Origin of the sequence: Streptomyces sp. NPDC059696, assembly GCF_042733745.1 — a bacterium.
GTDB lineage: Bacteria > Actinomycetota > Actinomycetes > Streptomycetales > Streptomycetaceae > Streptomyces.
Genome location: NZ_JBHWFG010000023.1, coordinates 24,113 through 46,077 on the forward strand (window position 1 = coordinate 24,113; position 21,965 = coordinate 46,077).

General features: G+C 72.7%; 16 protein-coding genes. 14 read left to right on the forward strand and 2 right to left on the reverse strand.

Features of this window, described 5'->3' with window-relative positions; translation table 11 throughout:
- Positions 1–50 precede the first annotated feature (50 nt).
- From ACFV20_RS24145 to ACFV20_RS24155, 3 genes are all read left to right on the forward strand, one after another.
- Positions 51–1,571, forward strand: a complete 1,521-nt coding sequence (locus tag ACFV20_RS24145) for a cellulase family glycosylhydrolase (RefSeq protein WP_385659593.1) — start codon at positions 51–53, stop codon at positions 1,569–1,571.
- Between the two features lie 231 nt (positions 1,572–1,802).
- Complete coding sequence (locus ACFV20_RS24150) at positions 1,803–3,410, forward strand: alpha/beta hydrolase (protein ID WP_385659595.1); 1,608 nt, start codon at positions 1,803–1,805, stop codon at positions 3,408–3,410.
- A 79-nt stretch (positions 3,411–3,489) separates the two neighbouring features.
- Complete coding sequence (locus ACFV20_RS24155) at positions 3,490–4,164, forward strand: formylglycine-generating enzyme family protein (protein ID WP_385659597.1); 675 nt, start codon at positions 3,490–3,492, stop codon at positions 4,162–4,164.
- A 60-nt stretch (positions 4,165–4,224) separates the two neighbouring features.
- On the opposite strand, the gene serC is transcribed toward ACFV20_RS24155, so the two are convergent.
- Both serC and ACFV20_RS24165 read right to left on the reverse strand, forming a co-directional pair.
- Complete coding sequence (gene serC, locus ACFV20_RS24160; protein WP_385659599.1) at positions 4,225–5,343, reverse strand: phosphoserine transaminase; 1,119 nt, start codon at positions 5,341–5,343, stop codon at positions 4,225–4,227.
- A 72-nt stretch (positions 5,344–5,415) separates the two neighbouring features.
- Positions 5,416–6,765 carry a mucin-1 gene (locus ACFV20_RS24165; RefSeq protein ID WP_385659601.1) on the reverse strand — a complete coding sequence of 450 codons (1,350 nt, stop codon included), beginning with the start codon at positions 6,763–6,765 and terminating at the stop codon, positions 5,416–5,418.
- 210 nt (positions 6,766–6,975) lie between these two features.
- Here ACFV20_RS24165 and ACFV20_RS24170 point away from each other — a divergent pair, with 210 nt between their 5' ends.
- From ACFV20_RS24170 to ACFV20_RS24220, 11 genes are all read left to right on the forward strand, one after another.
- Positions 6,976–7,995: a LacI family DNA-binding transcriptional regulator gene (locus ACFV20_RS24170; protein ID WP_385659603.1), complete on the forward strand. Its 1,020-nt coding sequence runs from the start codon at positions 6,976–6,978 to the stop codon at positions 7,993–7,995.
- Positions 7,996–8,081: 86 nt separating this feature from the next.
- Positions 8,082–9,422: an ABC transporter substrate-binding protein gene (locus ACFV20_RS24175; RefSeq protein WP_385659605.1), complete on the forward strand. Its 1,341-nt coding sequence runs from the start codon at positions 8,082–8,084 to the stop codon at positions 9,420–9,422.
- Positions 9,423–9,516: 94 nt separating this feature from the next.
- On the forward strand, positions 9,517–10,509 hold the full coding sequence (locus ACFV20_RS24180; protein WP_385659607.1) for a carbohydrate ABC transporter permease: 993 nt from the start codon (positions 9,517–9,519) through the stop codon (positions 10,507–10,509).
- A gap of 7 nt (positions 10,510–10,516) precedes the next feature.
- Positions 10,517–11,359, forward strand: coding sequence for a carbohydrate ABC transporter permease (locus tag ACFV20_RS24185; RefSeq protein WP_385659609.1), 843 nt, complete (start codon positions 10,517–10,519; stop codon positions 11,357–11,359).
- Between the two features lie 41 nt (positions 11,360–11,400).
- Entirely contained in the window at positions 11,401–14,373 is a 2,973-nt protein-coding gene (locus tag ACFV20_RS24190) for an FAD-binding and (Fe-S)-binding domain-containing protein (RefSeq protein ID WP_385659610.1), read from the forward strand.
- Between the two features lie 299 nt (positions 14,374–14,672).
- The gene (locus tag ACFV20_RS24195) at positions 14,673–15,809 is read left to right on the forward strand and encodes a lipid II:glycine glycyltransferase FemX (protein WP_385659612.1); all 1,137 of its coding nucleotides are present in this window, start codon (positions 14,673–14,675) and stop codon (positions 15,807–15,809) included.
- Between the two features lie 160 nt (positions 15,810–15,969).
- Positions 15,970–16,926 carry a DMT family transporter gene (locus ACFV20_RS24200; protein WP_385659614.1) on the forward strand — a complete coding sequence of 319 codons (957 nt, stop codon included), beginning with the start codon at positions 15,970–15,972 and terminating at the stop codon, positions 16,924–16,926.
- Between the two features lie 225 nt (positions 16,927–17,151).
- A complete protein-coding gene (locus tag ACFV20_RS24205) occupies positions 17,152–17,754 on the forward strand; it encodes a DinB family protein (protein WP_385659616.1) in 603 nt (200 codons plus the stop codon).
- 117 nt (positions 17,755–17,871) lie between these two features.
- Entirely contained in the window at positions 17,872–18,666 is a 795-nt protein-coding gene (locus ACFV20_RS24210) for a TIGR03084 family metal-binding protein (protein WP_385659618.1), read from the forward strand.
- Entirely contained in the window at positions 18,663–20,369 is a 1,707-nt protein-coding gene (locus ACFV20_RS24215; RefSeq protein ID WP_385659620.1) for an acyclic terpene utilization AtuA family protein, read from the forward strand. The genes ACFV20_RS24210 and ACFV20_RS24215 overlap by 4 nt, the downstream gene beginning before the upstream one ends.
- Positions 20,366–21,964, forward strand: a complete 1,599-nt coding sequence (locus ACFV20_RS24220; RefSeq protein ID WP_385659622.1) for an acyl-CoA carboxylase subunit beta — start codon at positions 20,366–20,368, stop codon at positions 21,962–21,964. The genes ACFV20_RS24215 and ACFV20_RS24220 overlap by 4 nt, the downstream gene beginning before the upstream one ends.
- The last annotated feature ends 1 nt before the right edge of the window (position 21,965 follow it).

Sequence of the window (21,965 nt, forward strand, 5' to 3'; positions counted from 1 at the left end):
CCGGGTGCCGTGCTCCCCCCTCCCCGAGGAACCCGAGAGGAAGCAGCCACATGTTCCGCACTCTGCGCAGAGCCCTGTGTGTTGCCGCGGCGCTCCTGTTACCGCTGGCGGGTGTGCAGTCGGCCCAGGCCGATGCCACCGCCGAGGCCGCCGGGGCCGGTTACTGGCACACCAGCGGCCGGCAGATCCTGGACGCGGCCGGGCAGCCGGTCCGGATCGCCGGCATCAACTGGTTCGGTTTCGAGACCGGCAACCACGTCGTCCACGGCCTGTGGGCCCGTGACTACAAGAGCATGATCGACCAGATGAGGTCGCTCGGCTACAACACCCTCCGCATGCCCTACAGCGACGACATCCTCAAGCCGGGCACCATGCCGGACAGCATCAACACCGACGGCATGAACACCGATCTGCGCGGGCTGACGTCCCTCCAGGTCCTGGACAGGATCGTCGCCTACGCCGGTCGGTCCGGCCTCAAGGTCGTCCTGGACCGCCACCGCCCGGACGCGGCGGGCCAGTCGGCCCTCTGGTACACCACGTCCGTCCCCGAGTCGACGTGGATCACCAACCTCAAGGCGTTGGCCGCGCGCTACAAGGGCGACTCCACCGTGATCGGCATCGACCTGCACAACGAGCCCCACGACCCGGCCTGCTGGGGCTGTGGCGACACCGCACGCGACTGGCGTCTGGCCGCCCAGCGCGCGGGCAACGCGGTGCTGTCGGTCAACCCCGACCTGCTGATCATGGTCGAGGGCGTGCAGTCGTTCAACGGCGTGAACGGCTGGTGGGGCGGCAACCTCATGGGCGTGGCCCAGTACCCGGTCCAGCTGGACGTCCCCGACCGGCTGGTGTACTCGGCGCACGACTACGCGACGTCGGTGGCGCAGCAGTCCTGGTTCTCCGACCCGTCCTTCCCCGCCAATCTGCCGGGGATCTGGGACAAGTACTGGGGCTATGTCTTCAAGCAGAACATCGCCCCGGTGTGGCTCGGCGAGTTCGGCACGACCCTTCAGGCCTCGGTGGACCAGAAGTGGCTGGCCGAGCTGGTGAAGTACCTGCGCTCGACGTCGGCGCACGGTGCCGACAGCTTCCACTGGACGTTCTGGTCCTGGAACCCCAACTCCGGTGACACGGGCGGCATCCTGAAGGACGACTGGCGGACGGTCGACACGGCGAAGGACGCCTACCTGGCGTCCGTCAAGGCCCCCGCCTTCGGCTCCGGGACCCCCGGCCCCGGCCCGGGCGACCCCGGTGACCCCGGCGGCTCCACGCCCGCCTGCACCGCCGCGTACACCGTCAGCAGCGACTGGGGCGGCGGGTTCAACGCCGAGGTGAAGGTGACCAACACGGGCGGCGTTCCGCTGAAGTCCTGGCGGGTGAGCTGGACGTGGAGCGGCTCCCAGAAGGTCACGAGCATGTGGAACGCCTCGCACACCCAGAGCGGGGCGACCGTCACGGCGGTCAACGCCGCGCACAACGGGAGTGTGCCGGTGGCGGGTTCGGCGAGCTTCGGCCTGGGCGGTGCGCCCGGTGGCGGGAGCGTGCCGAGCCTCGCGTGCACGGCCGCCTGAGCGCGAGAGCGAGCGGTACGCCCGGTGTCCGCCGGGCGTACCGCGGTCAGCGCCGGCTGTCCGAAATGGTCACAACTCGCCCTGTCTGAGCGGTGTCTGAGAACCTGCTATGACTCGATTCGGTCAAGTCTTGGTCGAATGCGTACGTGTGCGGCGCGCTCTTCCGAAACGATGCGGCACGGCCCGTGTCACTCACGGGCCCGACCCCCCTCACCGTTGCGAGAGAACTCCATGAGAAGAAGCGCAGCCGTTCTGTGCGGCGCCACGGTCGTCCTGGCCGGGACGCTCACCGCCGCCCCCGCCGACGCCAGCGCGGCGCACTCCGCGAACACCGCCGTGACGACCGCCGCGGCGAAGGTCACCTGGAAGAAGTGCGCGACCGACGACTCCCCGACACTCCAGTGCGGGTCGGTCAAGGTGCCGCTCGACTACGCGAAGCCCCGCGGGAAGCAGATCACGCTGGCGCTGTCCCGCGTGCCGCACACCGCGTCGAAGTCCCAGGGCCCGCTGCTGGTCAACCCCGGCGGCCCCGGCGGCAGCGGCCTGTCGCTGGCCTCGTTCGTCGCGTCCTCCCTGCCCAAGGAGGTCGCCGCCCAGTACGACGTGATCGGCTTCGACCCGCGCGGCGTCGGCGAGAGCCAGCCCGCCCTCGACTGCAAGCCGGGCCACTTCGACCCGGTCCGCCCCGACTCCGTGCCCAGCACGCCGGCGCTCGAGAAGGCCAACCTCGCGCGCGCCAAGGCCTTCGCCCAGGCCTGCGGCACGAAGTACAAGGACGTCCTGCCGTACATCGACACGGTCAGCGCCGTGAAGGACATGGACTCCATCCGCAAGGCCCTCGGCGCATCGAAGATCAACTACTTCGGCTACTCCTACGGCACCTACCTGGGCGCGGTCTACGCCAAGCTGTTCCCCGAGCGGGTGCGGCGCCTGGTGCTGGACTCGATCGTCGACCCGACCGGCGTCTGGTACGACGACAACATCCAGCAGGACTACGCCTTCGACAAGCGTCACAAGGCGCTCATGGCGTGGATCGCCAAGTACGACGCCACGTACAAGCTCGGCACGAACCCGAAGAAGGTCGAGGCCAAGTGGTACGCCATGCGGGCGGCTCTGGCCAAGAAGCCCGCGGGCGGCAAGGTGGGCGCCTCCGAGCTGGAGGACATCTTCATACCCGGCGGCTACAACAACGCCTACTGGCCCACGCTCGCCCAGACGTTCGCGGCGTACGTCAACCACCACGACACCGCCGCACTGGTCAAGGCGTACGACACCATCGCGGCGATCGACGCCTCCGGTGACAACGGCTACAGCGTCTACACCGCCGTGCAGTGCCGTGACGTGTCCTGGCCGCGGGACTGGAAGCAGTGGCGCAAGGACAACTGGGCCGTGTACGAGAAGGCTCCGTTCATGGCCTGGAACAACGCCTGGTACAACGCGCCGTGCGCGTTCTGGCCGACGAAGTCGCTGAAGCCGGTGAACGTCTCCAACAGCAAGCTCCCGCCGGTGCTGCTGTTCCAGGCGACGGACGACGCGGCCACCCCCTACCAGGGCGGTGTCACCATGCACCGGCTGCTGAAGAAGTCCAGCCTGGTGGTGGAGCAGGGCGGCGGCAACCACGGCATCACGCTGGGCGGCAACGCCTGCCTCGACAAGTACCTCGCCACGTACCTCACCAACGGCAAGGTCCCGCACGGCAACGGCGTGGCCGACGCGGTCTGCAAGAAGACCGCCGACCCGAAGCCGCAGCCGGCGGCGCGGAAGGCGTCGGGCGCGAAGCAGCCGGCCCTCGCGGCGGTCGGCGACAGCCTGCGCGGGATCCTGGGGTCCGGCCGCTGAGCGCCTCGGTGACCCGGAACTGACAGCACGGCAGGGGGCGTCCGGCGACATGCGCCGGGCGCCCCTAGGCTGTGCGGTCATGGGGGAGCGCATGAACAACGACATGGTGGATGTCCCGGCGGGGTCCGTCACGCTGTCCGACCGGCGGACCGAGCGCAGGTGGACGGTCGACGTCCCCTCGTTCCGGATGGCGGCGGTGCCGGTCACCCAGGCCCGGTACGCGGAGGTCACCGGCGAGCGGCCGAGCGCGGCCCGCGGCGACCTGCTGCCGGTCGAGGGGGTGTCCTGGTGGGACGCCGTACGGTTCTGCAACGCCCTGTCGGCACGCGAGGGCCTGACCCCCGCGTACCAGGTGCGGCCGGGGGACGGGGAGGCCGGTTGGGACACCACCGCCGACGGCTACCGCCTCCCCACCGAGGCCGAGTGGGAACACGCCTGCCGCGCCGGCGGCACCGGCCCCCGCTATGGACCGCTCGACGAGATCGCCTGGTACCGCGGCAACGCCGACGACCGCGTCCACCCCGTGGGCGGCAAGCAGCCCAACGCCTGGGGTCTGTACGACATGCTGGGCAACGTCTGGAACTGGTGCTGGGACCTCTACGACCCCGAGGTCTACGGCTCCTACCGGGTGCTGCGCGGCGGCGGCTGGTCCGACGAGCACTGGAGCTGCCGCGCCTCGGTGCGCCGCCGGAGCCATCCGACGTTCCGGATCGACGACGTGGGGTTCCGGGTGGCGCGCTCGATGCCGGTCTGAGGACGAGGGAGGGCGCCCCGCGTGAGCGGGACGCCCTCGACACTCACCCGCGCGAGAAGGTCAGAGCTGCTCGATCACGTAGTCGACGCACTTCGTGAGCGCCTCGACGTCCGCCGGGTCGATCGCCGGGAACATCGCGACGCGCAGCTGGTTGCGGCCCAGCTTGCGGTAGGGCTCGGTGTCGACGATGCCGTTGGCGCGCAGCACCTTGGCGACGGCGGCGGCGTCGACCTCGTCGGTGAAGTCGATCGTGCCGATCACCTGCGAGCGCTTGGCCGGGTCGGTGACGAAGGGGTTGGCGTACTTGATGTCCTCGGCCCAGCCGTACAGCGTGCGGGCGGAGGTCGCCGTGCGCCGGACCGACCAGTCCAGACCGCCCTGGCCGTTGATCCACTCCAGCTGCTGGTTCAGCAGGAAGAGGGTGGCCAGCGCCGGGGTGTTGTACGTCTGGTTCTTGCGGGAGTTGTCGATCGCCGTCGGCAGCGAGAAGAACTCCGGGACGTGGCGGCCGGAGGCGTGGATCCGCTCGGCGCGCTCGATCGCGGCCGGGGAGAAGACGCCGATCCACAGGCCGCCGTCGGAGGCGAAGGACTTCTGCGGGGCGAAGTAGTAGACGTCGGTCTCACTGACGTCGACGGGCAGGCCGCCGGCGCCGGAGGTGGCGTCCACGAGCACCAGGGCACCCTCGTCGGCACCGGCCACGCGCTTGATCGGCATGGCGACACCGGTCGAGGTCTCGTTGTGGGTGAACGCGTAGACGTCCACGCCCGCCTGGGCGACCGCCTCGGGGTGGGTGCCCGGGTCGGAGGCGATGACGTCCGGCTCGTCCAGCCAGGGGGCCAGCTTGGCGGCCTTGGCGAACTTCGAGGAGAACTCGCCGAAGTTCAGGTGCTGCGACTTGTTCTCGATCAGGCCGTGCGTCGCGATGTCCCAGAACGCGGTGGAGCCGCCGTTGCCGAGGATCACCTCGTAGCCGTCGGGGAGCTGGAACAGCTCGCTGATGCCCTCGCGCACCTGGCCGACCAGGTTCTTGACGGGGGCCTGGCGGTGGGAGGTGCCCAGGAGAGAGGTGCCGGTCGCGGCGAGGGCGTCCAGCGCCTCCGTCCGCACCTTGGAGGGACCCGCGCCGAAACGTCCGTCCGCGGGCTTGATGTCAGAGGGAATCCGGATCTCAGCCACGGAGGGGAGCGTAGCCGTTTCCAGAAACGCGGGCGAAACGTCGTCCGTCCGGTGAGACGGGATGTGGACAGGTCAGTGCGGGGCCGGGCCGGGCCAGACGGCCGAGGCGTCGTCGCGGTGCGGGTCCGGCAGCCGGAGGGGGCGCACGGCGACGGGCCGGACCCCGTCCTCGCCGACGGCCGTCCAGGGGGCGGGACGGCCGGAGTAGCACAGGGTGGTGAGGACGAAGACACCGTCGGCATAGACCTCGACGTACTCCCCGACGGTGAGGATGCGCAGGGAGGCGGCGGGTTCCGGCAGGAGGGTCTCGCCGAGCGGGACACCGTCGGGGCCGGTGACCCGGAGGTTCTTGCCGTCGCAGCCGACCGTGAGCGCCGGCCGGTCCCCGTCCGAGAGGTGCGTGCGCAGGGTGACGTCGGTGCGGCCCGAGAGGCCGACGTCTCCGACCGCGTGCAGCGGGGCGTCGTACGTCTCCTCGCCGAGCCAGGGGTCCAGGCCGGGCCACCACTGAAGGCGCGGCGCCGCGCCCTGCGGGACGACGAGGGACTTGGGCTGGGCGAGCATGCCGCGGCAGCGTTCACCGGTGTCCGTCAGACCGACGCGGCGCGGGGTGGTGTGCAGCACGACGCGGGAGCCGTCGGGCGCGGTGACGACGCGCGGGGCGTACGCGCCCGTCGGGCCGAGCGGGCCCTGGCGGGTCCACGGGCCGCGCAGGCGCGGAGCGGTCCACGCCTCGAAGCCCCGGGTGGCGCCGATGGAGCCGAGCAGCAGCCAGCCGCCGTCGTCGAGGCGTTCCAGGACGGGGCACTCCAGCTCGTCGACGTCCCCGGGGGAGACGAGCGGCGGGTGGACCGTCCAGTGCTCCAGGTCGTCGGAGGTCGCCCAGGCCACGCACCCGCTGACCTCGACCGGCAGGGACGCGTCGGCGGCGCACACCAGCATGACCCAGCCGTCGGACTCGTCGTCGCGTACGACGAACGGGTCGCGCCAGCCCATGCGTTCGCCGGTGCGGTACCAGCGCGCGTCCGCCTCGACGACCGGCCCGGTGCCGTGGCGGCGCCAGCCGGTGCCGTCGGCGCGGTCGGAGCGGGCCAGGCCGACCGACTGCAGGGGCCAGCCGCCCGGGGTGAGCCCGGAGACGGCCGTGTAGAGCATCGCCATGCCGGTGCCCTGCGGGACGGCGTGCATGGTCCACACCGCCCGCTGGTCGAAACGGCCCGGCAGGCCGTTGCCGAAAGCCGTGCCCTGCGGCTCCCAGCGGACCAGGTCGGCGGAGGTGGCCCGGCCGTAGGACGTCTCCATGCGCAGGTGGTCGAACTCGTCCGTCCACGGGCCCTGGAGGTGCAGCACGGTGTAGGTGCCGTCCGCGTGGCGCAGGAGGTCGAAGTCGTTCACGCAGAGGCCGGGCGGCGCGTATCGCATGGACAGGTCCTGTCTGCCGACAGCGGCACTCAAACGTGTGCGCTGTTCTCGTGCTGGTGGGAGTTCCCCTGAGAGTCAGCCGCAGTAAATCCGAACGCAAACGCTTGCGCAACCACAGGTGCGGGTTTACGGTCTCGTCACTCCCTCACACGCCGATGTGTTCCGGACGACCCCGGGCAGGCGGCGTGCCCCCCGATCCAGGAGCGTTCCGTGACGGTCAGCATCACCGATGTCGCCGAGGCCACCGGAGTCTCGGCGTCCACCGTGTCCCGCGCCCTGCGCGGCCGTCCCGGCGTGTCGGAGGAGATGCGGGCCCGGATCGTCGCGGCCGCCGCCGACCTCGGCTACACCGCCTCGCGCTCGGCCTCCAGCCTGGCCAGCGGACGCACCCACACCATCGGCGTCGTCGTCCCGTACGTCGGCCGCTGGTTCTTCGGCACCGTCCTGGACGCCGCCGAGAAGGTCTTCAGCGCCGCCGGCTACGACGTCCTGCTGTACAACCTCGGCTCACCCGAGGCCCGCAAGCGCTTCTTCACCAAGCTGCCGATCCGCAAGCGGGTCGACGCCGTGCTGTCCCTGCTGATCCCCGACCCGGAGGAGGCCGCCGCCCTGCGGTCCCTGGACGTGCCGCTGGCGACCACGGTCGGCGGCGCCCGGCCCGGCTTCACGGTGGTCGGCATCGACGACCGGGGCGGCGCGGAGAGCGCCGTACGGCACCTGGTGAACCTCGGGCACCGGCGGATCGGCATGATCTCCGGCGCCAGCGAGCCGCTGCACTGGACCACGCCCCTGGACCGCCGGCAGGGCTACCTGGACGTGCTCGCCGACTCCGGGATCGAGCCCGACCCCGCCCTGGAGGCGGACGGCGGCTACACGGTCGAGGGCGGTGAGCGGGCCATGACGGAACTGCTGGCGCTGCGCCAGCCGCCGACCGCCGTGTTCGCCCAGTCCGACGAGATGGCGATGGGCGCGCTGCGCGCCCTGCGCCGGCACCGGCTGCGGGTCCCGGAGGACGTGTCCGTGGTCGGCTTCGACGATCACGAGCTGTCCGAGGTGGTCGGGCTGACCACCGTGGCCCAGCCGGTCGCGGCCCAGGGCCGGGAGGCGGCCCGGCTGCTGCTCGCGCGGCTCGACGAACCGGACGCCGGGCCGCCGCGCCCCGTCGAGATGCCCATCCGCTTCATCCTCCGCGAGACCACCGCCCCGCCGCACACCGGCCGGCAGCGCTAGCCCCGCGCCGCTCCCCTGTCCCCCCTCAGCTCCCCCTCCCCACCGTCCGCGCACCCACCGCACCCACCCCGCTCGGAGGCACCACCATGATCACCGGCCACGGAAGACACCGTCGTACGGGCCTGACGGCCCTCGCCCTGCTGCCGCTGGCCGCGCTGGCCGCCTGTGGCGGCGGGGGCGGCGGCGACACCTCCGCCGAACAGGGCAGCGGCAAGGGCACCATCAGCGTCTGGGCCCACCAGGGCCAGGCGAGCGAGGCGACCGCGCTGCAGAACGCGGTGAAGTCCTTCAACTCCTCGCAGAGCGACGTCAAGGCCGAGCTCAAGCTCATACCGGAGAAGGACTACACGAAGACCATCACCGCCACCGGCGCCTCCGAACTGCCGGACGTGCTGGAGTTCGACGGCCCGACGATGGCCAACTTCCTCTACAACAGCAAGCTCGCCCCGGTCGACGGCCACGTCTCCGCCAAGACCCTCGCCAACGCCACCGACGCGATCAAGGCGCAGGGCGAGATCGACGGCAAGCACTACGGCCTGGGCATGTTCGACGCCGGGCTCGGCCTGTACGCCAACAAGAAGCTGCTCGACGCGGCCGGCGTGACGTACCCGAAGGGCGTGGACGACGCCTGGACGGCCGAGGAGTTCGGCAAGGCCCTGAAGGCGCTGAAGGGCAAGGACTCCGACGGCAAGGTCCTCGACATCTCGGAGCAGTACGGCCTGGCCTCCGAGTGGGGCACCTTCGGCTTCTCCCCGCTTCTCTGGTCGGCGGGCGGCGGCCTGCTGAAGGACGGCAAGGCCGAGGGCGCCCTCGACAGCCCCAAGGCCGTCTCCGCGATGAAGACCTTCCAGTCATGGAAGCCCTACGTCGACCCCAACACCGACGGCAACGCCTTCGCCAAGGGCAAGGTGGCGCTGAGCTGGGTCGGCCACTGGAACTACCCCGCCTACAGCGAGGCCCTCGATGACGACCTCGCCGTGCTGCCGCTGCCGGACTTCGGCAACGGCCCCAAGACCGGGCAGGGTTCGTGGGCGTGGGGCATCGGCGCCGACAGCAAGAACGGCAAGGCCGCCGGCACCTTCCTGGACTACCTGCTGAACGACACCAACGTCGGCGCCATGACGAAGGCCAACGGCGCGGTGCCCGCCACCAAGTCGGCCCTCGCCAAGAGCGAGCTGTACAAGAAGGGCGGCCCGCTCCAGCTCTTCGCCGACCAGCTGGCCAAGCCCTGCGGCGACAGCGACATCACCGCCTCCTGCGTCGCCGTCACCCGCCCGGTGACCGCCGGATACCCCACCGTCACCGCCAAGTTCAACACGGCCCTGAACGCGATCTACGGCGGCGCCGACCCCGAGGAAGCCCTGCGCAAGGCCGCCCGCGCCATCGACCGGGACTTCACCGACAACGCCGGCTACGAGATCCCGTAACCCGCAGGACGCATCGGCCCGGGCGGGCCGCCGGTGACGTGGTGACGCACCCACGGATCGACGCGCCCGCCCCGCCGGGAAGAGGACACCTCCCGTGAAAACCGTGGAAACCGCGCAGGCCGCGGCCCCAGACCGGGCGCAGGCCGTCTCGTCCGCATCAGCCAGGAAGCCCCCGCGTCCCGCGCGCGGCAACCGTGACCGGCTGCACGGGCTGCTGATGTCCGCTCCGGCCGTCGTCGGGCTGATCGCCTTCGTCGGCATCCCGTTCGGCTACGCCGTGGTGCTCTCGTTCTACAACGTCCGCCTCGGCTCGCCGCTGGAGCCCGCGTTCTTCGGCGTGGAGCACTACCGGCGGCTGTTCACCGACCCCGACCTGTCCGGCCCGTTCCTGCGGGCGCTGCTGAACAACCTGACCTTCGCCGTCCTCGTCGTACCGCTCCAGACGGGGCTGGCGCTGGCGCTGGCGATCCTGCTCAACCGCAAACTGAAGGCGATCGGCGTGTTCCGGTCCTTCTTCTTCATGCCGGTGGTCTTCCCGATGGCGCTGGTCGCCGTGATCTGGCGGCTGATCCTCGCCCGCAGCGAGCAGGGCATGCTCAACTCCCTGCTGGACGTGGTGACGTTCGGCAACTGGGGCGCCTTCGACTGGCTCGGCGACGGCCTCACCGCGATGGGCTCGGTCATCGTGCTGTCGGTGTGGCAGGGCGTCGGCTTCCAGATGGTCATCCTGCTGGCCGGCCTCCAGCAGATCCCGGGCGAGCTCTACGAGGCCTCCCAGCTGGACCGGGCCTCCCGCTGGCAGCAGTTCCGGCACGTCACTCTGCCCGGCATCCGCGGCACCCTCGTCTTCGTGGCGATGCTGACCTCGGTGCTGTCCTTCCGGGTCTTCGACCAGGTGTACATCCTCATCCGCGGCGGCGGCCTGGACGAGGACGCCACCCGCACCGTGATGTACCAGGCCGTCACCACCGCCTTCGACCAGAACGACATCGGCCAGGCCTCGGCCGTCACGGTGGTGTTCTTCCTGATCGTCGTCGCCCTGACCATCGTCCAGCGCCGCGTCGTCCGGCCCGACAACGAGGACTGACCCACCCATGGCCATGACCCGCACGCCCGTGCGCCGCGTCCTCGACTACACCGTCCTGAGCGTCCTGGCGTTCGTCTTCGCCCTCCCCGCGCTCTACCTCTTCCTCGGCAGCCTCAAGCCGTCCGACGAGGTCCTGAACGGCCTGTCCGGCTTTCTGCCCACCCACCTGTCCTTCGACAACTACACCGCCGTCCTCGACAGCCTGAACTCCGAGAGCACCGGCTACTTCTGGCAGTTCATGGGCGTGTCGGTGCTGCTGTCGTTCGTGGTGGTGACGGGCGGGCTGCTCGTCAACTCGATGGCGGCCTACGGGCTGACCCGGCTGAAGTGGCGCGGGCAGAACGCCGTGTTCACCCTGGTCCTGCTGCTGATGCTGATCCCGTTCGAGTCGGTGGCGGTGCCGCTGTTCTACATGTTCAACGGCCAGCGCAACACGCTGTTCGTCCAGGCGCTGCCGTTCGTCGCCAACGCCTTCGCGATCTACCAGTTCCACACGTTCTTCAAGAAGATCCCGGCGAGCATCGAGGAGGCGGCCCGGCTGGACGGGGCGGGCCCCTGGCGCACCTTCTTCGCGATCATCGTGCCGATGTCCCGGCCGGTGTTCGCCTCGGTCGCGATCCTCACCTTCCTCATCCAGTGGGGCTCGTTCCTGTGGCCGGTGCTGATGGTGTCCGACCCGTCCGTGCGCCCGCTGCCGCTGGAGATGAGCGTCTTCCAGGGCCAGCAGCCGCCGGACTGGGGCCAGATCCTCGCCTTCGGAGTGCTGCTGGTGCTGCCCGTGCTGGTCGTCTTCGCGTTCTTCCAGCGCTGGTTCGTCGAGGGTGTGGCCAGCTCCGCGGTCAAGGGCTGAGCCGCCCCCGTCACCGTCGGGGCCGGATGCATCCTGGACGCATGACGGATCTCGAAGCGCGGCTGCGTGCCGTCGTCCGGGGCGAGGTCGGGTTCGACGTCACGTCCCGGGCGCTGACGACCATGGACGCGTCCAACTACCGGCGGGTCCCGGCGGGCGTGGTCGCCCCGCGTGACGCCGACGACGTCGCGGCGGTGCTCGCGGTCTGCCGGGAGCACGGCGTGCCCGTCGTCGCCCGGGGCGGCGGCACCTCCATCGCCGGGCAGGCCACCGGCACCGGTGTCGTCGTGGACTTCACCCGGCACATGAACCGGCTGGTCGCCGTGGACCCCGGGGAGCGCACGGCCGTGGTGCAGCCGGGGCTGGTGCTGGACCGGCTCCAGGAGGCCGCCGCCCCGCACGGCCTGCGCTTCGGACCCGACCCCTCCACCCACGGCCGCTGCACGCTCGGCGGCATGATCGGCAACAACTCGTGCGGCTCCCACTCGGTGGCGTGGGGCACGACCGCCGACAGCGTGCGGGAGCTGGACGTCGTCACCGCCCGGGGTGGCCGGCTGCGGCTCGGGCGGGACTGGGCCGGGGCACCGGACGGGCTGCGGGACCTGGCCGAGGCGGAACTCGCCCGGCTGCGCACCGGATTCCCCGAGCTGCCCCGCCGCATCTCCGGATACGCGCTGGACGCCCTGCTGCCGGAGAACGGCGCCGACGTGGCCCGCTCCTTCTGCGGCTCCGAGGGCACCCTCGGCATCCTGACGGAGGCCGTCGTCCGCCTCGTCGAATCACCACGCGCGCGTGCGCTGGCCGTGCTGGGCTACGCCGACGAGAGCGCGGCGGCCGAGGCGGCGGCCGGGCTGCTGCCCCTCGGCCCGCTGACGGTGGAGGGGATGGCGGCGGACCTCGTGCCGTCCACGGCCGACCTGCCGAGGGGAGGGGCCTGGCTGTTCGTCGAGACCGGCGGGGAGTCGGCGGGGGAGGCACGCGCGCGTGCGGAGGCGATCGTGCGGGCCGCCGACGTCCTGGACGCGCGCGTGGTCACCGACCCGGCCGGGCAGCGGGCGCTGTGGCGGATCCGAGAGGACGCGAGCGGCACGGCGACGCGCATGCCGGACGGCACCGAGGCGTGGCCGGGCTGGGAGGACTGCGCGGTGCCGCCCGCCCGGCTCGGGCCGTATCTGCGGGACTTCCGGGCGCTGATGGCGGCGCACGGGCTGCGCGGCACGCCGTACGGGCACTTCGGGGACGGCTGCATCCACGTCCGGATCGACTTCGACCTCCTCACCGAGGCCGGTGTCGCCCGCTTCCGCCGCTTCTCGGAGGAGCTCGCGGAGCTGGTGGTGGCGCACGGCGGGTCGCTGTCCGGGGAGCATGGCGACGGCCAGGCGCGAGCGGAGCTGCTGCCGCGGATGTACGGCGCCGAGATGGTCGGCCTGTTCGAGCGGGTCAAGGGCGTGTGGGACCCGGACGACCTGCTCAACCCCGGGATGCTCGTCCGCCCCGCGCCGCTGGACAGCGGCCTGCGCTTCTCCGTCCTGCCCCGCGAACCGGTCGACGTGGCCTTCGGCTACCCCGCCGACGGCGGTGACTTCGCGGCGGCGGTGCGCCGCTGCGTGGGCGTCGCCAAGTGCCGTACGACGTCGGTGTCCGGCTCGGGCGTCATGTGCCCGTCCTTCCGGGCGACGGGCGCGGAGGAGCACTCCACGCGCGGGCGGGCCCGGCTGCTGCACGAGATGCTCGCCGGTGAGGTCGTCACGGACGGCTGGCGCTCCGAGGAGGTCCGGGACGCGCTCGACCTGTGCCTGTCCTGCAAGGGCTGCCGGTCGGACTGCCCGGTCGGGGTCGACATGGCCACGTACAAGGCGGAGTTCCTGCACCGGCACTACGCGGGCCGTCGCCGGCCCGCCGCCCACCACGCCCTGGGGCGGCTGCCGGTGTGGCTGCGGGCGGTGTCCCGGACGCGCACGGCGTGGCTGGTCAACGCGCTCGGCGCGGTACGGCCCCTGGCGTGGGCGGCGAAGCGGGTCGCCGGCATCGCGCCCGAGCGGGAGATCCCGCGGGTGGCCGGGCGCACCTTCAGCCGGTGGTGGGAGCGGCGGACGCGGCGGCCGGCCGCGCGGGGCGAGGTGGGCGCGCCGGGCGAGGTGGCCGCGCGGGGCGAGGTGGCCGCGCCGGGCGAGGCGGTCGCGCGGGGCGAGGTGGCCGCGCCGGGCGAGGTGGTCGTCCTGTGGCCCGACACCTTCACCGAGCACCTCTCGCCGGACGTCGGCCGGGCCGCCGTGCGGGTGCTGGAGGCGGCCGGGCTGCGGGTGGCGCTGCCGCCGACGCTGCGTCTGGAGAAGCCCCCGGTGGGCGACGGCAGGACGGTCGCCCTCGACCCGCTGTCCCTGCTGCGCGGCCGGGGGCGCGTCTGCTGCGGGCTGACGTACGTGTCGACGGGCCAGCTCGACCGGGCCCGGGCCGTCATGCGCCGCACGCTCGACCTGATGGAACCGGTCCTGGAGACCGGCGCCCCGGTCGTCGTCCTGGAGCCGAGCTGCGCCGCGGCCCTGCGCACGGACGTCCCCGAGCTGCTGCACGACGACCCGCGCGCGGCCCGGCTCGCCGCGCAGGTCCTCACCTTCGCGGAAACGCTGGAGCGCCATGCCCCCGGCTGGACACCGCCGCGCGTGGACCGTCCGGTGGCCGGGCAGACCCACTGCCACCAGCACGCGGTGCTCGGCGACGCCGCCGACCGCCGGCTGCGGGACGCGGCCCTGCTCACCGGCGAACTGAGCGGCGGCTGCTGCGGCCTCGCGGGCAACTTCGGCTTCGAGAAGGGGCACTTCGAGGTGTCCACCGCCTGCGCGGAGGAACAGCTCCTGCCGTCGGTACGGGACGCCCCCGACGGCACGGTGGTCCTCGCCGACGGCTACTCCTGCCGCACCCAGCTGGAGCAGCTCGCCGGCGTGCGGGGCAGGCACCTGGCGGAGGTCCTGGCGGAGGCGCTGGACGGGGGGCCCAGCCGCGAGGGGGCGTGAGGCGTGGGGCCAGGGGGCCTCGGCGGGGGTGTTCCAGGTCGGGGCGGTGGGTCTTGGGGGGTCGGGGTTCCTGGGGCGGTGTGCCTGTGGGTGAGGTGTTCCGGGTTCCGGGGCCGGTGTGCCTGGGGGTGGGTGTTCCGGTGCACCGGGTCGTGCGACCGGGTGGGCCCGGCGGTGCGGCGTTCGGGCCACGGGGCCGGTGGACCCGAGTGTCTGAGCCGGGGGAGGGACGGGGCCGCTCCTAGGCTCGCGGAACCAGTCACCGCCCGCCGAGGGCCGCTGCTCGAAGGAGCCCGCGCATGAGCGTCCGCGTCCAGCCGATCACCCGTGACGAGCACCTCGCGTTCGTCACGGCCCGCCCCTCCGCCAGCCACACCCAGGTGCCGTCCTGGGGCGAGGTGAAGCCCGACTGGAAGGCGGAGAGCCTCGGCTGGTTCGACGACGGCGGGCAGCTCGTCGGCGCCGGACTGGTGCTGCTGCGCCCCCTGCCCGGGCCGCGGCTGCCCGGACTGCCGCGCTACTTCGCGTACCTGCCCGAGGGCCCCCTCCTCGACTGGCACGAGCCCGGCCTCGACCGCCTGCTGGAACCGATGCTCGCCCACCTGAGACGGCGGGGCGCCTTCGCCGTGCGCATGGGCCCGCCGGTCGTGGTGCGCCGCTGGAGCGCCGACGCGGTCAAGGCCGCGATCGCCGACCCGGCCGCCCGGCGGCTGCGCGACGTGCGGGCGACGTCGTACGAACCGCGGGCCGGGCAGGTCGCCGACCATCTGCGCCGCATGGGCTGGCGGCAGACCGAGGCCACCGGCGAGGACGGCTTCGCCGCGGGCCAGCCCCGGTACGTCTTCCAGGTGCCGTTCGCCGGCCGGACGCTGGAGGACATCCACAACGGCCTGAACCAGCAGTGGCGCCGCAACATCAAGAAGGCGGAGAAGGCCGGGGTGAAGGTCGTGCGCGGCGACCTGGAGGACCTGCCGGCCTTCCACGAGCTGTACAGCGAGACCGCCGAGCGGGACCGGTTCATCCCCCGCCCGCTGCCCTACTTCCAGCGCATGTGGAGCGCGCTCACCGCCGAACACCCCGACCGGATGCGGCTCTACCTCGCCTACCACGACGGCGAGGTCCTCGCCGCGGCCACCATGCTGACCGTCGGCGACCACGTCTGGTACTCCTACGGCGCCTCCACCGGCCGCCGCCGCGAGGTCCAGCCGAGCAGCGCCGTGCAGTGGCGCATGATGACCGACGCGCACGAACTCGGCGCCTCCGTCTACGACCTGCGCGGCATCACCGACACCCTGGAGGAGTCCAGCCACCTGCTGGGCCTGCTCCGCTTCAAGGTGGGCACCGGCGGCGAGGCCGTGGAGTACCTCGGCGAATGGGACTACCCGCTCAACCGGCTGCTCCACAAGGCGTTCGACCTCTATCTCTCCCGGCGGTGACGTCTCACGCCCTGGGACAGCGGCAAAAAGGGTTCACGCACCTGACGGAGTCCATTACCCTGGACTGTGCAGTGCATCGGGATGCACATTGAGTGTGTCCGGGTGTACGCACCGCACACGCGCACCACCCGGACACCGCCCCCCGAGCCCAGGACCGCCCGTGACCACGCCGGAGACCACCACCTCACCCCAGCCCACGACCGGCGCCGCCGCCCCCGTGGCCGGCCCGGGCCGATTCGGCTCGCTCGGACCCGTGGGCCTGGTGCTCGCGGGCGGGATCTCCGTGCAGTTCGGCGGCGCGCTGGCGGTGACGCTGATGCCCAGGGCCGGGGCCCTCGGGGTCGTGGCGCTGCGCCTGCTGGTGGCGGCCGTCGTCCTGCTCGTGGTCTGCCGGCCGCGGCTGCGGGGCCACTCGCGCACCGACTGGGGCACGGTCGTCGTCTTCGGCATCACCATGGCCGCGATGAACGGCCTCTTCTACCAGGCCGTCGCGCGTATTCCGCTGGGCCCCGCGGTCACGCTGGAGGTCCTCGGCCCGCTCGCCCTCTCGGTCCTCGCCTCCCGCCGCGCGATCAACGTCGTCTGGGCGGCCCTCGCCGTCACGGGTGTCTTCCTCCTCGGCGGCGGAGGCTTCGACGGTCTCGACCCCACGGGTGCGGCCTTCGCCCTGGGGGCCGGCGCCATGTGGGCGGCCTATATCGTCTTCAGCGCCCGTACGGGCCGCCGCTTCCCGCAGGCGGACGGCCTGGCCCTGGCGATGGCGGTGGGGGCGGTGCTGTTCCTGCCGCTGGGCATCGCCGAGTCGGGGACGAAGCTGCTCGACCCGGTGACCCTGGGCCTCGGCGCGGCGGTCGCCCTGCTCTCCTCGGTCCTGCCCTACACCCTCGAACTCCTCGCCCTGCGCCGCCTGCCCGCCTCCACCTTCGCGATCCTGATGAGCCTGGAGCCGGCCATCGCTGCGACGGCCGGCTTCCTCGTCCTCGACCAGGCCCTCAGCACCGCCGAGGCCGCCGCGATCGCCCTCGTGGTCGCGGCGAGCATGGGCGCGGTGCGCACCCAGGTCGGCCCGGGCCGGAGGAAGAAGGCGGCCCTGGAGAGCACGGCCCTGGAGGGCTGACCGTCCCTCGGCTGCCGCCCCCAGGCGACCAGACCGCCCCGGGACGACCGCCCGCAGGCCCCGCCGGGTTGTCCGGCCCGGCCCGGGCGGGGGCGTCGCTCCGGTGCCCGGTTGCCGGCCCGGGCGGGGGTGTCGCTCCGGTGCCCGGTTGCCGGCCCGGGCGGGGGCGTCGGCGCCCGGTTGCCGGCCCGGCCCGGTGTCGGTGGTGGCTGTCACACTGCCCGCATGACCGCACCGGGCCCGAAGGCCGACCTCCTCCGTTATCTGCAAGAGGCGCGAGACGCCCTGCTCTGGAAGCTCGACGGGCTCTCCGAGTACGACATCCGCCGCCCCCTGACCCCGACCGGCACCAACCTGCTGGGACTGGTCAAGCACGCCGCCGGGGTGGAACTGGGGTACTTCGGGGACACGTTCGGCCGGCCGTTCTTCGCCGAGAACCCACCGCCCTGGTGGTACACGCAGGACGCGGACCCCAACGCCGACATGTGGGCCACGCCGGACGAGTCGCGCGAGGACATCGCGGGGTTGTACCGCAAGGCGTGGGAGCACGCGGACGGCACGATCGGGGCGCTGCCGCTGGACGCCACCGGGCAGGTCCCCTGGTGGCCCGAGGAGCGGCGGGAGGCCACACTGCACCACCTCCTGGTGCGCGTGATCGCCGACACCAGCCGTCACGCCGGCCACGCCGACATCGTCCGCGAACTCATCGACGGAGCGGTCGGCCTGACACCGGGCAAGGACAGCATGCCGCCGGGCGACCGCGCCATGTGGGACGCCCACCGGCACCGGCTGGAGGAGGCGGCGCGAGCGGCGGACCGCACCGTCTGACACCTTTTCATGCAAGCACGCTTGATTGTTTCTCGGGCCGCTGCCATGCTCCTCAGCACGCCGCACCACCCCGCACCGCACCACCCCGCACACCGCCGTGCCCCGAGGGGAGCGCTCGTGTCCGATCCGATGCCCGTGATCGACGATCTGCGTGAGGAGAGCGAGGAACTCGACGGCCTCGTGGCCGGGTTGTCCCCGCGGCGCTGGTCGCTCACGACCCCCGCGCCCGGCTGGACCGTGGCCCACCAGATCGCCCATCTCGCCTGGACGGACCGCTCGTCCCTGCTCGCCGTCACCGACGCCGACGGCTTCCGCACGCTGGTCGAGAAGGCCCTCGCCGCGCCGGACTCCTTCGTGGACCAGGGCGCCGAGGAGGGCGCGCGACTCCCGCCCGGCGAGCTCCTCACCCGATGGCGCGCCGGCCGCGCGGCACTGGAGGAGGCGCTGCGGGCCGCTACGCCGAAGGCGCGTTTCCCCTGGTACGGCCCACCCATGTCGGTCGCCTCCATGGCGACGGCCCGCCTCATGGAGACCTGGGCCCACGGACAGGACGTGGCCGACGCGCTGGGTGTGGAGCGCCCGCCCACCGACCGGCTGCGGCATGTGGTCCGGCTCGGGGTCCGCACCCGGGACTTCGCCTACGGCGTGCACGGCCTGACCCCGCCGGCCGACCCGTTCCGCGTCGAACTCCGCGCCCCTTCCGGCGACCTGTGGACCTACGGCCCCGAGGACGCCCCGCAGCGCGTCACCGGCCCCGCCCTCGACTTCTGCCTCCTCGTCACCCAGCGCGCCCACCGCTCGGACCTCGCCCTGCGCGCCGAGGGGCCCGACGCCGACCACTGGCTCGACCTCGCGCAGGCCTTCGCGGGCCCCCCGGGCGAGGGCCGCCCGCCGAAGGGGCACGCCTCGTGAGGCCCGGACGCGGCACCAGGGAGGCGGCCTCGCGGTCGCCCCTGCGCATCGGCAACGCCTCCGGCTTCTACGGCGACCGCTTCGAGGCGATGCGCGAGATGCTCACCGGCGGTGAACTCGACGTCCTCACCGGCGACTACCTCGCCGAGCTGACCATGCTCATCCTCGGCCGGGACCGGCTGAAGGACCCCGCCGCGGGATACGCCCGCACGTTCCTGCGGCAGTGGGAGGAGTGCGTGGGGGTCGCGCACGAGCGGGGCGTCAGGATCGTCACCAACGCGGGCGGCCTCAACCCGGCCGGACTCGCCGGCGCCGTCGCGCGGTCGGCCGAACGGCTGGGCATCCCCGTCCGGGTCGCGCACGTGACCGGCGACGACCTCACCGCCGCCCACCCGGGCCATCTCGCCGCCCACGCCTACCTCGGCGGCTTCGGCATCGCGGAGGGCCTCAGGGCGGGCGCCGACGTCGTCGTCACCGGGCGGGTGACGGACGCGGCCCTGGTCACCGGGCCCGCCGCCGCGCACTTCGGCTGGACCCCCGAGGACCACGACCGGCTCGCGGGCGCGGTGGTCGCGGGGCACGTCCTGGAATGCGGCGCGCAGGCCACCGGCGGCAACTACGCCTTCTTCCGGGACGGCGACGTCCGCCGCCCCGGTTTCCCGCTCGCCGAGCTGCACGAGGACGGCAGCTGCGTCATCACCAAGCATCCCGGCACCGGCGGCTTCGTCGACGTCGGCACGGTCACCGCGCAGCTGCTCTACGAGACGGCCGGCGCCCGGTACGCGGGCCCGGACGTCACCGCCCGGCTGGACACCGTGCGGCTGAGCCAGGACGGGCCCGACCGGGTGCGGATCGAGGGCGTACGCGGCGAGGCACCGCCGCCCACCCTCAAGGTCGGCCTCAACCGGCTCGGCGGCTTCCGCAACGAGGTGGTCTTCGTGCTCACCGGCCTCGGCATCGAGGCCAAGGCCGCCCTGGTGCGGGAGCAGCTGGCACCGGCCCTCGACAAGGTGTCCGACGTGCGCTGGGAGCTGGTCCGCACCGACCGCCCCGACGCGCCCACCGAGGAGACGGCGAGCGCGTTGCTGCGGCTCGTCGTACGGGACCCCGAGCAGGAGGCCGTGGGGCGGGCGCTGAGCGGGGCGGCCGTGGAGCTGGCCCTCGCGAGCTACCCCGGCTTCCATGTGCTGGCCCCACCCGGAAAGGGCGCGCCGTATGGGGTCTTCGAGGATGTGTACGTCCCCCATGGTGCCGTCGACCATGTGGTGGTCCTCCACGACGGGCACCGGGTCCCGGTGCCGCCGCCCCGCGACACGCTCGTCCCCGACGAGGTGCCGCAGCCTCCGCTGCCCGAGCCGCTACCGCCCGGGCCGGTCACCCGGGCCGCCCTCGGCCGGGTCGTGGGTGCCCGCAGCGGCGACAAGGGCGGCAACGCCAACGTCGGGGTGTGGGCGAGAACGGACGACGCCTGGCGGTGGCTCGCCCACGAGCTGACCGCCGACCGGTTCCGCGAACTGATCCCCGAGAGCCGCGAGCTGACCGTCGTACGGCACGTGCTGCCCCATCTGCGTGCCCTCAACTTCGTCGTCGAGGGGATCCTCGGCGCCGGGGTCGCCGCCCAGCACCGCTTCGACCCGCAGGCCAAGGCCCTCGGCGAATGGCTGCGCTCCCGCCACCTCGACATTCCGGAGGCCCTCCTGTGACCGTCCTGACCTCCGGGCTCGACCCCCGTGGCGCCGACTTCCGGGCCAACCGGGCGACCATGCTCGCCAAGCTCGCCGCCCTCGACGCCGAGCACGCCAAGGCCCTCGCGGGCGGCGGCGAGAAGTACGTCGCACGGCACAGGAAGCGCGGCAAGCTCCTCGCCCGGGAACGCATCGAGCTGCTCCTCGACCCCGACACACCGTTCCTGGAACTGTCCCCGCTGGCGGCGTGGGGCAGCGACTACGCCGTCGGCGCGTCCCTGGTCACCGGCATCGGAGTCGTCGAGGGCGTGGAATGCCTGATCACCGCCAACGACCCGACCGTGCGCGGCGGGGCGAGCAACCCCTGGTCGCTGAAGAAGGCCCTGCGCGCCAACGACATCGCGCTCGCCAACCGGCTGCCCTGCATCAGCCTGGTGGAGTCGGGCGGCGCCGATCTGCCGTCCCAGAAGGAGATCTTCATCCCCGGCGGCGCCATCTTCCGCGACCTCACCCGGCTGTCCGCCGCGGGGATCCCCACCGTCGCGGTCGTCTTCGGCAACTCCACGGCCGGCGGCGCCTACATCCCCGGCATGTCCGACCACGTGATCATGGTCAAGGAGCGGGCGAAGGTGTTCCTCGGCGGCCCGCCCCTGGTGAAGATGGCCACCGGCGAGGAGAGCGACGACGAGTCCCTGGGCGGCGCCGAGATGCACGCCCGCACCTCGGGCCTCGCCGACTACTTCGCCGTCGACGAGCCGGACGCGCTCCGCCAGGCCCGCCGCGTGGTCGCCCGCCTCAACCACCGCAAGGCGTACGAGGATCCGGGGCCCGCCGAACCGCCCACGTACGACGCGGAGGAGCTGCTGGGCGTCGTCCCGGGCGACCTCAAGTGCCCGTTCGACCCGCGCGAGGTCATCGCCCGTGTCGTCGACGCCTCCGACTTCGACGAGTTCAAGCCGCTGTACGGGACGAGCCTGACCACCGGCTGGGCCACCCTCCACGGCTATCCGGTCGGCATCCTGGCGAACGCCCGAGGGGTCCTCTTCAGCGAGGAGTCCCAGAAGGCCGCCCAGTTCATCCAGCTCGCCAACCAGCGCGACATCCCGCTGCTCTTCCTGCACAACACCACCGGCTACATGGTCGGCAAGGAGTACGAGCAGGGCGGCATCATCAAGCACGGCGCGATGATGATCAACGCGGTCAGCAACAGCCGCGTGCCCCACCTCTCCGTCCTCATGGGCGCCTCCTACGGAGCCGGCCACTACGGCATGTGCGGCCGCGCCTACGACCCCCGCTTCCTGTTCGCCTGGCCCGGCGCCAAGTCGGCCGTCATGGGCCCGCAGCAGCTCGCGGGCGTGCTGTCGATCGTCGCCCGCCAGTCGGCCGCGGCCAAGGGACAGCCCTACGACGAGGAGGCGGACGCGGCCCTGCGCGCCATGGTGGAGCAGCAGATCGAGTCCGAGTCGCTGCCGATGTTCCTGTCCGGGCGGCTGTACGACGACGGCGTCATCGACCCGCGCGACACCCGCACCGTCCTCGGCCTGTGCCTCTCCGCGATCCACACCGCCCCCTACGAGGGCGCGCGCGGCGGCTTCGGCGTCTTCCGGATGTGAG

Excerpts from the sequence above, each read along its gene's own strand:
- ACFV20_RS24190 (WP_385659610.1), top strand. The coding sequence starts at position 11,401 with ATGACGGATCTCGAAGCGCGGCTGCGTGCCGTCGTCCGGGGCGAGGTC.
- ACFV20_RS24165 (WP_385659601.1), bottom strand. The coding sequence starts at position 6,765 with ATGCGATACGCGCCGCCCGGCCTCTGCGTGAACGACTTCGACCTCCTG.
- ACFV20_RS24205 (WP_385659616.1), top strand. The coding sequence starts at position 17,152 with ATGACCGCACCGGGCCCGAAGGCCGACCTCCTCCGTTATCTGCAAGAG.
- ACFV20_RS24175 (WP_385659605.1), top strand. The coding sequence starts at position 8,082 with ATGATCACCGGCCACGGAAGACACCGTCGTACGGGCCTGACGGCCCTC.
- ACFV20_RS24195 (WP_385659612.1), top strand. The coding sequence starts at position 14,673 with ATGAGCGTCCGCGTCCAGCCGATCACCCGTGACGAGCACCTCGCGTTC.
- ACFV20_RS24155 (WP_385659597.1), top strand. The coding sequence starts at position 3,490 with ATGGGGGAGCGCATGAACAACGACATGGTGGATGTCCCGGCGGGGTCC.
- ACFV20_RS24185 (WP_385659609.1), top strand. The coding sequence starts at position 10,517 with ATGGCCATGACCCGCACGCCCGTGCGCCGCGTCCTCGACTACACCGTC.
- ACFV20_RS24150 (WP_385659595.1), top strand. The coding sequence starts at position 1,803 with ATGAGAAGAAGCGCAGCCGTTCTGTGCGGCGCCACGGTCGTCCTGGCC.
- ACFV20_RS24145 (WP_385659593.1), top strand. The coding sequence starts at position 51 with ATGTTCCGCACTCTGCGCAGAGCCCTGTGTGTTGCCGCGGCGCTCCTG.